The following is a 14,034-nucleotide window of genomic DNA, read 5'->3' on the forward strand; positions in this document are numbered from 1 at the left end:
AACCTCTAACGGTAAATCAGGGTGGGCAACCACATGGTGATGCCGGGAATGAAGGTGACCAGCAACAGCACGATGACCAAGGGAATAAGAAATGGTGCGGTGCCGACAACACATTGTTCAAACGGAATTTTTGCAACCCGCGCCAGAACATACAGAACCATGCCAACGGGCGGCGTCAACAGCCCCAACATCAGGTTCAGCACCATGATCACCCCGAAATGCACCGGATCAATGCCCAGCGTCACGGCGATGGGCAACAGGACCGGCACCATGATGGTGATTGCCGCGACGGTTTCCATGAAACAGCCAACCGCCAGCAGGATCAGGTTCATCAGGATCAGGATTACCCAAGGCCGGTCTGACACGGCCAACAGGCCGGCGGCAAACTGTTCGGGCACCCGGTTTGATGTGAGGATCCAGGCGAAAATCGCCGCAGCACCCACAACCAACAGCACCACGGCGGTGGTTTCGATTGTGTCAAAGCTGACCCGCAGGAACCGGGGCAGGGTGAGCGTGCGGTACACCACAAGCCCGAGAAACAGCGCCCAGGCACAGGCGGCCACGGCAGCCTCGGTCGGGGTAAAGGCGCCCGACAGGATGCCGCCAACGATGATCACCGGGGTCAGCAGCGACAGGAACGCGCGCTGAAACGTCGACCACAGAACCGACCAATAAAAGGTCTGATCGCGCCCGAACCCTTTGCGCCGGGCCATGATTGCAATCATGATCATCAGCGACAGCGCCATCATCAGGCCGGGAATGAACCCGGCAACGAACAATTGGCCAATGCTGGCCCCGGCAACAACGCCGTAAATCACCATCGGCAGGGATGGCGGAATGATCGGCCCGATGGTGGAGGAGGCGGCGGTGATACCGACGGCGAATTTCGCGTCGTATTTGGCATCGCGCATCGCCTTGATTTCAATCGCGCCAAGCCCGCCGGCATCGGCCACAGCCGCGCCCGACATGCCGGCAAAAATAACCGAGGCGCCAACGTTCACATGGCCCAATCCGCCCTTCATCCAGCCAACCATGGCCAAGGCAAAGTTAAAGATGCGTTCGGTGATGCCCGCGGTGTTCATCAGATTGCCGGCCAGAATGAAAAACGGCACGGCAAGCAACGGAAAACTGTCAACGCCGTTGATCATCCGGTGCGCCACCACCATTGGCGGCGGTGTGCCATTGAAAATGAGAAAAATTGCCGAAGACCCGGCCAGGGCGACGGCCACGGGAATGCCGAAAACCAACATGCCGGCCAGCATTACGAAAAGCCAGATAATATCCAAAGCGGGCGCTCCTAGTCGATGGCGCGGATTTGATCCGCGTGTAATTCAGGATCGATCAATTTGCTGGTGCCACTGCGCAGATGCCGCCATGTGTTCCAGGCGGAATACAGGGCCATACAGACAAACGCGGCGGTCACGATCCAATAGATCGTCGATTTTGGAATATCGAGAGACACCATCATCTGTCGGGTGCGCCCGGCGATTTGCGCGCTGAACACCGCCAGCATGATGAAAAATCCGGTGGTTGTGATATCGATCACCGCCTGGGCGATGCGCCGCCCGGTGCGCGGAATCCAGCGATACAAAAATTCAACCGCGATATGGCTTTGTTTTCGGGTCGCCATGATCGAGCCGATGAAGGTGACGCCGATCAACAGAAACCTTGCGATTTCTTCTGTCCAGGCGATGGAATCATTCAGGATGTAGCGGGTAAAGAACTGAAGAAAAACGACAAACGCCAGCACCCAGAACAGGATCAGAACGATCGCATCATCCCATGTCTGGTCGGACAGGTCGATTTGTTCTTCTTCCAGGGTGATGGGCGCCGTCACTTCGGGTTCAGACGAATCGTGTCTGGCCATGGCATTTCCTTTGGGGGCAGGGGTGCAGGCGGGCGGATGGCCCGCCTGCGGTTGGCTTATTGGATGGCTTGCAGCCGATCATAGGTTTCCTGATCCCAGGTTGCCATGTCGCCATTGTGCAGCTTTTTCACCGCTTCGATGAACGGGCCACGGTCAACTTCGTTGACTTGCACGCCTTCACCGCGGAACCATTCGGCCAATTCGCCTTCGGCCTTGATGATGGCATCGGTGGCGCAAACAGCGGTGTCTTTGGTGACCTGGGTCAGGGCCTGTTGATCGGCCTCGTCCATGGAATTCCAGGCGGGGCCGCCAACGATGGTCAGCAACGCATCGGTGATATGCCCGGTGAGGTTGATATCGCTTTGTACCTCATAGAACTTTTTCGCCTGAATCGTGGGCAGGGGGTTTTCCTGTGCGTCCACGGTGCCCTGTTGCAGCGCCAGATATACCTCGGCAAAGGCGATGGGGGCAGGGTTTGCATCAACCGCTTCGGGGAACATCATGTAAAGCGGGGCGTTCGGCACCCGGATTTTGACGCCTTTCATATCTTCGGGCGTCAGAATCGGTTTGTTCGACGACACATGGCGCGCGCCATAATACGTCATCGCGGTGATGCGGTGATCGGTGGCATCGGTATAGGCTTGCGACATTTCGGTAAACAGATCGGAGTTGCGGAATTTATCCCAGTGATCGTAATCACGGAACATGAACGGCGCGCCGCCAATCGCGATCGGGCCATAGGAGCGGCCTGCAAACAACTGACCTGTATAGATAATATCGACGGTGCCAAACCCGAGGCCCTCGTTGATATCCACCTCTTTACCCAGCGACGAGGCGGGGAACACTTCGATGCCATAGCGCCCTTCGGTGGCGTCCATCAGCAGATCGTTCGCGGCCACGGCGCAGGTGTGATACGGTTCGCTCGACTCATAGACATGGGCCCATTTCAGTTTGGTTTCTGCCGCCGCCATGGCAGGCAAAAGGCCCAGAACGGCAATCGCCGAGGCAGTCGCGAAAAGTGTGGTCTTGGTATTCATAGTGTCCTCCGTTGGATGTCGCGGTCATGTTAATCGGCTGCCGCGCTTATGAATTTAGTTTATGTGTTACGTCGGGTGAGGCAAGGAATCATTGGTTAATGTTGCGTTTTTTGTCGGATCGGATCATGCGGCGGGGGCGACGGAATCGTGGATCAGGGCCATGATGGCCGGGGCAATTTCATCGTATTTGCCGGTATTGGCGATTTCGCCCATGATCCGGTAGTCATCCATCACCGCGATCCGGTCGGCCAGGGCGATCATTTCGGGCATATCGCTGGAAATGACCAGAATTGCCGTGCCCTGATCGGCCAGATCGCGCAACAATTCGTGCAGATATGCCTTGGTCTTGATATCAATCCCGACGGAGGGTTCATCGACGATCAGAAACTGAACACCGGCGGCCAACCATTTGGCAACGCTGATTTTTTGTTGGTTTCCGCCCGACAGGTTGGCAACGGTTTGTGACAGGCTGGGGGTTTTGACCTCAAGCTTTTGCAGATAGGGCAGGGCGGCCTTGCGGATGTCACGATCAAACAGGGTGCCAAACCGCCCGGCCAATTTGCGCCAGATCGGTACGCCAACGTTGGACAGCACCGAATGTTGCAGGATCAGGCCCTCATTCTTGCGATCTTCGCTGATATAGCCAAGGCCATGATCGTGGATTGCGGCGGCGACATTGGGGATGGTTACGGGCGCACCGTTGATTGCCACGGTGCCCCCGGTCAGCGCGAATTTGCCCATGATCGCCTTGGCCAGTTCGGTGCGCCCGGCCCCGACAAGGCCGTACAGCCCGACAACCTCGCCCTTGCGCACCGACAGGTTGATGCCCTTGTGGCCCAGCGTGGTGGACACATCGGACAGGCCCAACACCTCGGGGTGGGTGGATGTATCGCTGGCGCGCCAACTGGCGGTGCCTTCGGCGCGGCCAATCATCATGCGCACCAGATCTTGTCGGCCCACGCCTTGCATCGGTTGGCTGTCACAGGCATTGGCCCCGTCGCGCAACACGGTGACGCGGTCGCAGATTTCCTGCACCTCTTCCAGTTTGTGACTGACGAAGACCAGACTGGTGCCGCTGTCACGCAGACGGCGCAGGATGGTGAACAGGCGGTCCGTTTCGCTGGAGGTGAGCGAGGCGGTGGGTTCATCCAGAAGCAAGACCCGGCTTTGCAGCGATAGCGCCTTGGCGATTTCCACCAGTTGCATCCGTGCGACCGAAAGTTCCGACACCGGCGTGGCGGGATCAATATCAAGATCCAGCGCCCTGAGCCAGGGGCGGGCGTTTTCGTTCAGCTCTTTGTAATCAATCGGCTTTATCAGACCCCCGGCAAGCTGTTCGAGGTGGATATTTTCAGCGATGGAAAAGCGTGGGAACAGGTTGCGTTCCTGGTGCACCACGCCGATGCCCTGCACGATCGCGTCACGCGGATTGGCAAAGCTGACCTGTTCACCGTCCAACAGCAGCGTGCCGGCGGTGGGGGCGTGAACCCCTGTAATCACCTTGATCAGGGTGGATTTACCGGCCCCGTTTTCGCCCAACAGCGCGTGGATCGAACCGGAATGCAGGGTCATATCGACCCCCGACAGGGCCATGACACCGGGAAATGCTTTTTCAATGGCGCGGGCCTGAAAGATGGGTGTGCTGTCGGTCATGTTATGTCCCTTGTCCGATGGGGGCGCGGGCGCGCAATTTGTTCAGGCCCACCGCCGCAAGGATCAGCGCGCCAAGCACCACCTGAACCAGAAACGGATCGATGTTGAACAACACCAACGCCTGAGTGATGATCGCCACGATCACAACACCCAAAAACGTGGCCGAAACGCTGACATGGCCGCCCGCCAGAATGGCACCGCCAATCACCGGCGCGGCAAAGGACAGGATCAACCAGTCATCGCCAATCGACGGTTGGCCGATCTGCAACCGCGCCACCACCAGCACCCCGGCAATCGCGGCCAAAAGCCCCGAAATCCCATGGGCGATAATCACTGTCGCCCCCACCGATATGCCCGACAATCCGGCTGCGTGTTCATTGCTGCCCACGGCCAGGATAAACCGCCCCACGGGCATACGCGACAGCATGAACCACAAGCCCACCGCCACCAGAACCGTGGGCACGACCAGCCATGGGATCGGCCCGAAGACCAAGGCACTGCCAAACGCTTTGACACTGTCGGGCACGCCGTAAAACGGCTGTGCCTCGGTGATGCCCAGATTGATGCCCTTGAAGATGGAAAGCGTGGCCAATGTGATCACAAAGGCCGAAATGCCGGTGATGCGGATCAACACGCCGTTGATCACGCCGCACCCCACGCCAATGGCCAAGGCCAGGATCACGGCGAGGGGCGCGGGAATGCCCCATACCTCGATCATGCCGACGAAGGAAATCGCCGCCAGCCCGCCAATGGCCCCGACCGACAGGTTCATCTGGCCGATGGCGATGATGATCATCTGGGAATAGGCGACCAAAGCGTTGACCGCGATGGCCAAGAGCAGGATTTGGATGTTGAACGACGACAGGAAATTGGCGCTGAAGGCGCGAATGACCACAATGGCGATGATCGTGGCCAAAAGCGGGCCAAACCAATCGGTGCGGGACAGGCGGGAAATCTGTGTCATACTCTCACTTTCACGCAAGGTTGCGCCGGGCCAGATAGCTGCGCCGTGCCTTATCCAGCAGCACCGCCACCAGCAGCATCAGACCAAGAAAGGTTTGCACCCAAAACGCCCCGACCTGTAACATCAACAGCCCGCTGGACAGCATGGTGACAAGAAATGCGCCCAACACCGTGCCCAAAACCGACACTTTGCCGCCCTGCAACAATGTGCCGCCCAAAACCGGGCCAAGGAACGCGGGCAACAGCCAATCCTGCCCCAACTGCCCGGCCATGGACGGGATTGCGGCGCCGTTGCGCGCCACCAGCATCAGCGCGGCCAGACCGGCCAACACGCCTGACAGCATGTGACACAGGGTGATGATGCGATCGACGCGAATGCCCGACAGTTCGGCCGCCGCAGGGCTGGCCCCGGCGGCCAGCATTTCGCGCCCGGTCAGGGTGCGCCGGTACAGCCACGCCAGCAACAGCGCCACCACCAGCGTGACCAGCAGCAAGGGCGACAGATAGCCGCCGAATTTCATCCGCCCAAAGGTGGAAAAGGCCGAAGGCAGTTCGCGAAAGGATTCCGCCCGGGTCAGGAAAATCATCGCGCCAAAGAAAATGCTCATGGTGGCAAGGGTGATGATGAAACTGTGCAACCCGGTTTTCACCACCATTGCGCCGTTGATCCACCCCAAGGCCGCGCCAAAGGCCAGCGCGCCAAGAATGGCCAGAGGCCACGGCACGCCGACACCTTCGATCAGCCAGCCACAGGTCATGGCGACCGACACGCCCATCGCCCCTACGGCCAGATTCAGCCCGCCGGTGACGATCACCGTCATCATCGACAGGCCGATCATGATGTTCACAGCCGAATTGCGCCCCAATGTGAACAGGTTGAATTTAGATAAAAACCCCTGGGCCGTCGCCCCGAAAATCATCGCGAAAATGACGATGAGCAGGATCAGGCCAAATTCGTTGGACAAAAAGAAATGGGTCGTGCTGCGGCCCGCGTTTGGCCCAAGGGGCGATGCGGGCAGCGTGCTGTCGGGTGACGTCATGACGTACAGGGCTTTCCGGGCAAAGGGCCAGATGTGGCCGCCCGCCACGAGGGCGGGCGGGCTGCGCGATCTTAGTTACAGTTCAGATATTTCTCTTCGAAATCGGCCAACAGGCGGTCGGTTTCGGCGCGCATTGCGTCAAGATAGGTATCGGCGCTGCTGGCATCGACATAGGCGGTGCCGGAATCGATGAATTTATCGGTCAGTGCGTTTGACCCAAACGGCGCGTCATCCTTCACCGTGCACCCCGAGCGCAGTTTATCAAGCGCGAAGGTGCCCACATACCCCTGACCATAGGGGTTTTGCAGCATGGTGCCATCGACCACGCCATCCTTGATCGCCTGAAGCACGACCTCGTCATGGTCGATGCCGACCATTTTGATGCCGCTGTCGCCCATTTTGCGCAGGGCATTGGCGGCCACAACCGCAGGCACCCAGGCGGTGGTGATGATGCCATCCACATCGCCCGCATTGGCGGCGAGATAGGCGTTGATTTTTTCTTCGGCGGGTTCGGGGGCATCAATATCGGCGATCACCTGAACCACGGTTGCGCCTTCTTCCTCGGCGGCGCGGTTCACCGCATCAATGCGCAGTTGCGTGTTGGGATCAACCAGGAAACCGGTGAAATGCGCGATCCGCTTTTGGCCATCGCCCATCGCCTTGATCAATTCTTTTGCGCCCAGATAGGCGGAATTGCCGGTGTCAGTGCCCAGGCAAAACGCGGCGGGCGATGGATCTTTGTAACAGCCCGCACCGGCGATGATCGGCGCGCCATAACCGCTGATTTCTTCGGCGGTTGAAACCGCGCCCACCGGATCACCGGGGAAAATCAGAAACCCGTTGTACCCCTGGCTCAGCAGGCTTTCGAGCAGTTGGTTTTGCTGTGACAGTTCCCATTTCTGCGGCACCTTGTATTCGGATGCCGACAATCCGTAATCGCGCGCCGCATCGGCGCCGGCCTGTTCCCAGGCGGAAAAATACGGGTGCGGACCACCGGGAATCAGGCCAAACCGGCTGTCATCGGCGGCCAGGGCCGATGTGGCGGCGGCGGTGCCAAACAGCCCGGCCATGGTGATGGCGTGGATATATGTTTTCATTCTTACCTCCCATTTCGCAAAGGGCTGTTTGGGCGCCCTCACTCCCGGCTTGCAAATGCCTACTGAACACTAGTATCCAAGTTACCATGGGGCAAGCACAGAGTTTATTTTTTAACCTGGGGGGCGACATGCGGGACGACGGTTTGGCAAAATCCGGGGCAGAGGCGGGCGCGCCCACGGGTCTGGCGGCGCTGCAACTTGACCCTGATCCGGGGGTGTCGGTCACCGACCGGGTGCACCGGTTGTTGCGCGCCGCGATCATCGGCGTGCGTCTGGCCCCCGGCACCCCGATCAGCGAAAATTCACTGTGCCAACAGTTTGCCATCTCGCGCAGCCCGGTGCGCGCCGCGATTCAGCGTTTGGCCGAAGAGGGGTTGGTGGATGTCTCGCCCCAGCGGGGCAGCTATGTGGCCGCGCTGCATATGGATCAGCTGCACGATAGCCATTTTGTGCGCCGGTCTTTGGAATTGGCGCTGTTGCGCGAAACCGCGCCGCGCTGGACACCCGAGATGACCGCGCAGATGCGCCGGGTTCTGGCCGATCAGGACTCAGCACTGGCCGATTGCGACGCCGACAGGGTTCTGGCGCTGGACGAGACATTTCACCGCGAATTGGCGCAATTGTCGGGGCGGATGGGGGTTTGGACGGCGATCCACACCGCCTATACCGCGTTGGTGCGGTTTCATTATTACTGGGCGCATATGGATCGCTTGGCGGTCGTGGTGGCCGAACACAGTGCGGTCATCGATGCGTTGGAGCGGGGCGACGGCGCCGCGGCCGAGGCGGCCTTGGCCGAACATCTGGATATGGTATTTGTGATCCTCGATCAGATGCCCGAGGATCGCCGCAAGGAATTGCCGTTTTGACGGCCATCAAGGAAGGACAGATCATGCAGACTCGTAAATTGGGCGACACCGGATTATCCCTTAGCGAAATTTCGTTTGGCGGGGCCGGAATTGGCAACCTGTACCGACCCGTTGAGCGGGCCGATGCGATTGCGACGCTGGCCGCCGCATGGGATGCGGGCATCCGGTATTTCGACACGGCACCGTTTTACGGCCACGGCCTGTCAGAGCGGCGCACGGGCGATTTTCTGCAATCCAAACCGCGCGCCGATTTCGTGATTTCAACCAAGGTGGGGCGGATTTTGCGCCCCTCGCCCGATGGCCCGCCCACCGATACCGGCTATGTCGAGGCTTTGCCGTTTTCGATCAACTATGATTACAGCTATGACGGGATCATGCGCAGCCATGAAGACAGCCTGGCGCGGCTGGGCCTGCCTTCGGTTGACATATTGTATGTGCATGATCTGGAAAGCGGATCGTTTGACACGGACGAGCAATATCAGGCCCATCTGGAAACCTTTGCCACCAGCGGGATTCGCGCGCTGGAGGAATTAAAGGCGGCGGGCAAAATCTCGGCCTATGGGCTGGGCGTGAACGAAGTGTCGGCCTGTATCAATGTGATGGAGCGGGTGCGGCTGGATTGTTTGCTGATGGCGGGGCGCTATTCCTTGCTGGATCGTTCGGCCACGGGGCGGTTGATGAAAATGTGCGAAGACAGCGGCACGATGATGATTGTCGGCGGCGTGTTCAATTCGGGCATCATGGCGACGGGGGCCAAACCCGGTGCCACGTTCAACTATACCGAAGCCGCGCCCGACATCATGGACAAGGTGCGCGCAATGGAAGCGGTGGTGCGCGACTATGATGTGCCATTGGCGCAGGCGGCGCTGCATTTTCCGCTGCGCAATCCGGTGGTGGCCAGTGTTCTGATCGGGACGGCAAAACCATCGAGCCTGACGCGCAACATGGATTTGTTCGCCGGATCGGTGCCCGATACCATCTGGCCCGCGCTGGATGATCTGGCCCTGCCTGCAGAATTTGAGGAATAAGCCATGCAATTGATCGACACCCATCAACATCTGATTTTGCGCGATAAACTGGGATATGGCTGGACCGACGACATCCCCGAACTGGCCGGGGATTTCACCCGCGCCGATTATGCCGCCCTGGTGGACGGGCGCGGTGTGACGGCGACGGTGTTCATGGAAACCGGCGTGGATGAGGCCGATTATAAGGCCGAGGCGCGCCTGGTGTCTGGCATGATCGGGCAGGGCGGTGATTTGCCGATGCTGGGTCAGATTGCCGCCTGTCGGCCCGAAACCGATGATGGGTTCGATGCCTGGCTGGAAGAATGCGGCGATCTGGGCGTTGTCGGGTTTCGCCGGTTGATGCAAACCATGCCCGACGCGATGAGCCAAAGCGAAACCTACCGCGCCAATATTCGCAAGATCGGCGCGGCGGGCCTGCCGGTGGATTTATGCTGTGCGGCGCGCCAGTTGGATATTGCCGGTGATCTGGTGCGCGCCTGCCCGGATGTGGCGTTTATCTTGGATCATTGCGGCAGCAACAACATGCAGGCGGGTGAATTTGACGCCTGGCGCGCGGGCATGGCGCGGTTGGCCGAATTGCCCAATCTGCATGTGAAATTTTCCGGCTTTTCCGCCTATGTGCCCGGTGATGCCGGGCCGGACGACCCGCTGCGCGCTGTGGCCGATACGGTGATCGGCCTGTTTGGCCCGACGCGTCTGATTTGGGGCGGGGATTGGCCGGTGGTCGATCTGGGGCCGGGTTTGCGCGGCTGGCTTGATCTGACCCAACAATTTTTGGCCGATCTGTCGGGCGATGAACAGGCGCAGATCGGCCATGCCAATGCGCGGCGTTTTTACAACCTGCCCGGATAAGCGGCGAAAGGAGGCCATATGGCCCGCATTGAACGCATAGAATTGTCGATGGTCGATCTGGTGCCACAGGTCAAACGCACCGATGCAATTCAGAGTTTCGTCAGTCAGGAAACCCCGATGGTGCGGATCACCGACAGTGATGGCGCGGTGGGGATTGGGTATTCCTATACCATCGGTACGGGTGGGTCATCGGTGATGCGGCTGTTGGCCGATCATCTGTGCCCGCGCCTGATGGGCCAGGATGCCAGCGCGGTTGAAGCGATTTGGCACGATCTGGAATTTTTCACCCATGCCACGACCATCGGCGCGATCACCTCAATCGCTTTGGCGGCGATTGATACGGCGCTGTGGGATCTGCGCTGTCGCAAGGCGGGTCTGCCGTTGTGGCGCATGGCCGGGGGCGCGCGCCCGGCCGCGCCCTGTTACACCACCGAAGGCGGGTGGTTGCACATTCCCGCCGAGGCATTGATTGACGATGCCTTGGCCGCCCGCGAAAAGGGATTCACCGGATCAAAGGTGAAAATCGGCAAACCCACACCGGGCGAAGATGCGGCGCGTATTGGCGCGCTGCGCGCGGCCATGGGGCCGGAATACGAAATCATGACCGACGCCAATCAGGCGTTTTCCCGCGATACCGCGCGCCGTCGGGCCGAGGTGTTGCGCCCCTATGATCTGGCCTGGATCGAAGAACCCTTGCCCGCTGATGATATACAGGGCCACGTCGATCTGGCGCGCGCGGCGGCGATGCCCGTGGCGGTGGGCGAAAGCCTGTATTCGGTGCGCCATTTCGCCGAATATATCGCACGCGACGGGGCATCGATCATTCAGGTGGATGTGGGCCGGATTGGCGGCATCACCCCGTGGCTGAAGGTGGCGCATATGGCAGAATGTTTCAATCTGCCGGTCTGCCCGCATTTTTTGATGGAATTGCATGTCAGTCTGGTGTGCGGGGTGCAAAACGGGCGTTATGTGGAATATATTCCGCAATTGGATGAGATCGTCGGCGATAAATTACATATCGCGAATGGCATGGCCCATGCGCCGGAAACCCCGGGCCTTGGCATTGATTGGGATCACGACGCGTTGCGCGCCCGGGCGATTGATGAATTCAATGTCGATCTGCGAAAGGATGCACCATGATCAGAATGGGAGGGGTGATTGGTATTCGCCCCGAAAAAATCGAAGAATACAAACGCCTGCACGCCGATGCCTGGCCCGGCGTGTTGGAAAAGATCACCCAATGCAACATTCGCAACTATGTGATTTACCTGCGCGAGCCTGAAAACCTGTTGTTTTCGCATTTCGAATACCACGGCGATGATTGGGAGGCCGACGCCGCCAACATGGCGTCAGACCCGATCACCCAGGATTGGTGGGGCTTTTGTGGCCCCTGCCAGCGCCAGTTGGACAGCGTTGAAAAAGGCGAATGGTGGGCGCCGATGCAAGAGGTGTTTTACCACCCCTAGGCGTGCGGCCCGTTCAACGCCCCCACCATCGATCTGATGGCCTCGCCGATCCGGTCGCCCGCGCGCAACAGCGATCCGCCCAACAGATAGACGCAGTCATCGCCATAGGTCTGGTACATATCGCCCAACCGCTCAAGGTTCATGCCGCCACCGGGGCTGGGCAGGATCGCGGGGCCAATGCCGGTGCGCGATGTGCAGGCGTCGACGATTTCAAGGCATTCCTGTTTGCTGAACCCAAAGCGGCCCCCGTAATTGGGAAACACGCTGATATCGGCCCCGGCAAGGCGCATCAGACCGCCCAGGTAACAGCCGTGGGAATAGCCGGTATCGCGCGACAGGTACATTGGCCCCGAAAACGACGGATGCACCATGATCGGCAGGCCGAACGCATCATTGCGCGCCAAACGCTGCACTGTGTCCAGCCCGAACAGGCCGGGGATCAACAGCACCCCTTGCGCACCGTGTTCCTTGGCGAAAAATGCCAGATCCTCAACCTCGTTTGCATGTCCGCCGATATTGGGCAGATACACGGCCTGTGTGGTGTCGCCATTGGCCTTGCGCTGTGCATTGGCCTTTGCCACCGCTTCGGCGCACAGGGGGATACGCTCTTTGAAGGGCGCGTTGGGCTGATTGGACAGGCCGTGATCCTCTTTGATGATATCGGCCCCGGCAAGCGCGGTTTGATAACACAACTCGGCCAAGGCGCGGCTGGTTGATCCCTGGGGTTTGATCACCGGACAGACAAAGCCACCCGCCGGTTTGCCGATCAGGGCGCGCAGCCCCGCCGCGCCGAACCGCGCACCGGGAAAGCGGGCGCGCACATCGGCGTTGAAATCGAACCCGACAAGTTTCACGCCCTTCAGGATCGAGGCATTGCCGAAGATCACATTCAACAGTTGTGGCAATTCCGCGCCCGAGGCATCGATGTGATAGCTGATTGTCGCCAGCCATGTTTCATCGGTTTCCGGGCGCACGGGTTCCACCCGCCCCAGAACCACATCTTCGATATAGCCCGCCGGCACGATGTCGCGCGGGATTTCCACGGTGTTTTCCACCGCGATGGCCTGTGCGAAGTCTTCGGCGTCGGATTGCGAGGCGGCAAACAGGCGGTAGGTGACGCGATATCTGTCCATTACAGCGCTTCGGCCTTGACCAGAGAATGCACATCGTCGACCCGGGCGGCCTCCATATCCTGTTCGGTGATGCCGAATTTCTGATTGGTGAGGTCTTCTATTCCACCGACAAGGGCCAGCGCATCCAACCCGTAATAGCGCATCAGATAGGCGCGCGATCCGCCATGGGCATAGGTGTCTTTCAACCCCAGCCGCACCAGACGTTTGCCAACCCCGGCATCGGCCATGGTTTCGGCCACCAATGATCCGATGCCGCCTTCGGTGACATGGTTTTCCAACGTCACCACCCCGTGTTTCACTGACCCGATATGATCAAGAAGTTGTTTGTGATCGAACGGTTTGATCGTGTGCAGATGGATATGACGGATCGACAGACCGGCGTTGTTCAGCGCCGAGCGGGCGCGCATCGCTTCCTCGGTGGTGATGCCGGCGGTGACAACCAGCACATCGTCGCCTTCGGACAGAACCCGCATTTCGCCCACCTTGATCGGGGTGTCAAACAGGCGCGGCACCGATCCGCGCAACACCCGGCACCAGACCGGGCCATCGATTGAATCGGCGGCCTCGCAGATGCTTTCGACTTCGGTGGCATCGCCGGTTTCCAGGATCGTCATGTTCGGAATCGACCGCATGACGGCGATATCTTCGATGGATTGGTGGGTCATGCCGCCGGGCGTGGTGATGCCGGGCAAGAACCCCATCATCCGCACCTTGCGCCGGGGATAGGCGATGGAGGCCATCAACTGATCATAGGGGCGGCGATACATGAACACGCCAAAGGTGTGGATGAACGGGCGAAACCCGGCCAGACCCAGACCGCCTGCAAAGCTCATCATGTTTTGTTCGGCCATGCCCATGGACAGGAATTGATCGGGGTGACGATCCCGAAACCCGTCGATTTCACAAGACGATGTCAGATCGGCCGACAGGCACAGAATGTCAGGATTGCCCGCTGCGAATTTTTCAAAAGCAGACGCATAGGGGCGTGATACCATTTCTACCATTAGAGGCTCCGTAAATTATGCATCAAAG

The 14,034-nt window shown here is 59.5% G+C and carries 14 protein-coding genes; 5 read left to right on the forward strand and 9 right to left on the reverse strand.

What is annotated here, in order from left to right:
• Window positions 1-5 precede the first annotated feature (5 nt).
• The 7 genes from C8265_RS16485 to C8265_RS16515 form a co-directional block, all read right to left on the reverse strand.
• Window positions 6-1,286 carry a TRAP transporter large permease gene (locus C8265_RS16485; RefSeq protein WP_164512362.1) on the reverse strand — a complete coding sequence of 427 codons (1,281 nt, stop codon included), beginning with the start codon at window positions 1,284-1,286 and terminating at the stop codon, window positions 6-8.
• An 11-nt stretch (window positions 1,287-1,297) separates the two neighbouring features.
• Complete coding sequence (locus C8265_RS16490; protein WP_108485129.1) at window positions 1,298-1,867, reverse strand: TRAP transporter small permease; 570 nt, start codon at window positions 1,865-1,867, stop codon at window positions 1,298-1,300.
• A 56-nt stretch (window positions 1,868-1,923) separates the two neighbouring features.
• Entirely contained in the window at window positions 1,924-2,904 is a 981-nt protein-coding gene (locus C8265_RS16495) for a sialic acid TRAP transporter substrate-binding protein SiaP (RefSeq protein ID WP_108485130.1), read from the reverse strand.
• Window positions 2,905-3,027: 123 nt separating this feature from the next.
• On the reverse strand, window positions 3,028-4,557 hold the full coding sequence (locus tag C8265_RS16500; RefSeq protein ID WP_108485131.1) for a sugar ABC transporter ATP-binding protein: 1,530 nt from the start codon (window positions 4,555-4,557) through the stop codon (window positions 3,028-3,030).
• A gap of 1 nt (window position 4,558) precedes the next feature.
• Window positions 4,559-5,521 (reverse strand): ABC transporter permease, encoded by a 963-nt coding sequence (locus tag C8265_RS16505; RefSeq protein WP_108485132.1) that lies wholly within the window; start codon window positions 5,519-5,521, stop codon window positions 4,559-4,561.
• 10 nt (window positions 5,522-5,531) lie between these two features.
• The gene (locus C8265_RS16510; RefSeq protein ID WP_108485133.1) at window positions 5,532-6,560 is read right to left on the reverse strand and encodes an ABC transporter permease; all 1,029 of its coding nucleotides are present in this window, start codon (window positions 6,558-6,560) and stop codon (window positions 5,532-5,534) included.
• Window positions 6,561-6,631: 71 nt separating this feature from the next.
• A complete protein-coding gene (locus tag C8265_RS16515) occupies window positions 6,632-7,657 on the reverse strand; it encodes a sugar ABC transporter substrate-binding protein (RefSeq protein WP_108485134.1) in 1,026 nt (341 codons plus the stop codon).
• Window positions 7,658-7,785: 128 nt separating this feature from the next.
• Here C8265_RS16515 and C8265_RS16520 point away from each other — a divergent pair, with 128 nt between their 5' ends.
• The 5 genes from C8265_RS16520 to C8265_RS16540 are packed head-to-tail and all read left to right on the forward strand — an operon-like array spanning window position 7,786 to window position 11,869.
• Entirely contained in the window at window positions 7,786-8,523 is a 738-nt protein-coding gene (locus tag C8265_RS16520) for a GntR family transcriptional regulator (RefSeq protein ID WP_108485161.1), read from the forward strand.
• A gap of 23 nt (window positions 8,524-8,546) precedes the next feature.
• Complete coding sequence (locus tag C8265_RS16525; RefSeq protein WP_108485162.1) at window positions 8,547-9,551, forward strand: aldo/keto reductase; 1,005 nt, start codon at window positions 8,547-8,549, stop codon at window positions 9,549-9,551.
• Between the two features lie 3 nt (window positions 9,552-9,554).
• Window positions 9,555-10,403 (forward strand): amidohydrolase family protein, encoded by an 849-nt coding sequence (locus C8265_RS16530; RefSeq protein ID WP_108485135.1) that lies wholly within the window; start codon window positions 9,555-9,557, stop codon window positions 10,401-10,403.
• Window positions 10,404-10,421: 18 nt separating this feature from the next.
• Window positions 10,422-11,543 carry a mandelate racemase/muconate lactonizing enzyme family protein gene (locus tag C8265_RS16535; protein WP_108485136.1) on the forward strand — a complete coding sequence of 374 codons (1,122 nt, stop codon included), beginning with the start codon at window positions 10,422-10,424 and terminating at the stop codon, window positions 11,541-11,543.
• The gene (locus tag C8265_RS16540; protein ID WP_108485137.1) at window positions 11,540-11,869 is read left to right on the forward strand and encodes an L-rhamnose mutarotase; all 330 of its coding nucleotides are present in this window, start codon (window positions 11,540-11,542) and stop codon (window positions 11,867-11,869) included. The genes C8265_RS16535 and C8265_RS16540 overlap by 4 nt, the downstream gene beginning before the upstream one ends.
• Here C8265_RS16540 and C8265_RS16545 read toward each other — a convergent pair.
• Together C8265_RS16545 and C8265_RS16550 are read right to left on the reverse strand one after the other, a co-directional pair.
• Window positions 11,866-13,002, reverse strand: a complete 1,137-nt coding sequence (locus C8265_RS16545) for a RuBisCO large subunit C-terminal-like domain-containing protein (RefSeq protein ID WP_108485138.1) — start codon at window positions 13,000-13,002, stop codon at window positions 11,866-11,868. The genes C8265_RS16540 and C8265_RS16545 overlap by 4 nt on opposite strands.
• Window positions 13,002-14,006 (reverse strand): transketolase family protein, encoded by a 1,005-nt coding sequence (locus tag C8265_RS16550; protein ID WP_108485139.1) that lies wholly within the window; start codon window positions 14,004-14,006, stop codon window positions 13,002-13,004. Before C8265_RS16550 ends, C8265_RS16545 begins: the two co-directional genes overlap by 1 nt.
• Window positions 14,007-14,034: the final 28 nt, after the last annotated feature.

It is taken from the genome of Oceaniglobus ichthyenteri (assembly GCF_003057885.1).
GTDB lineage: Bacteria > Pseudomonadota > Alphaproteobacteria > Rhodobacterales > Rhodobacteraceae > Oceaniglobus > Oceaniglobus ichthyenteri.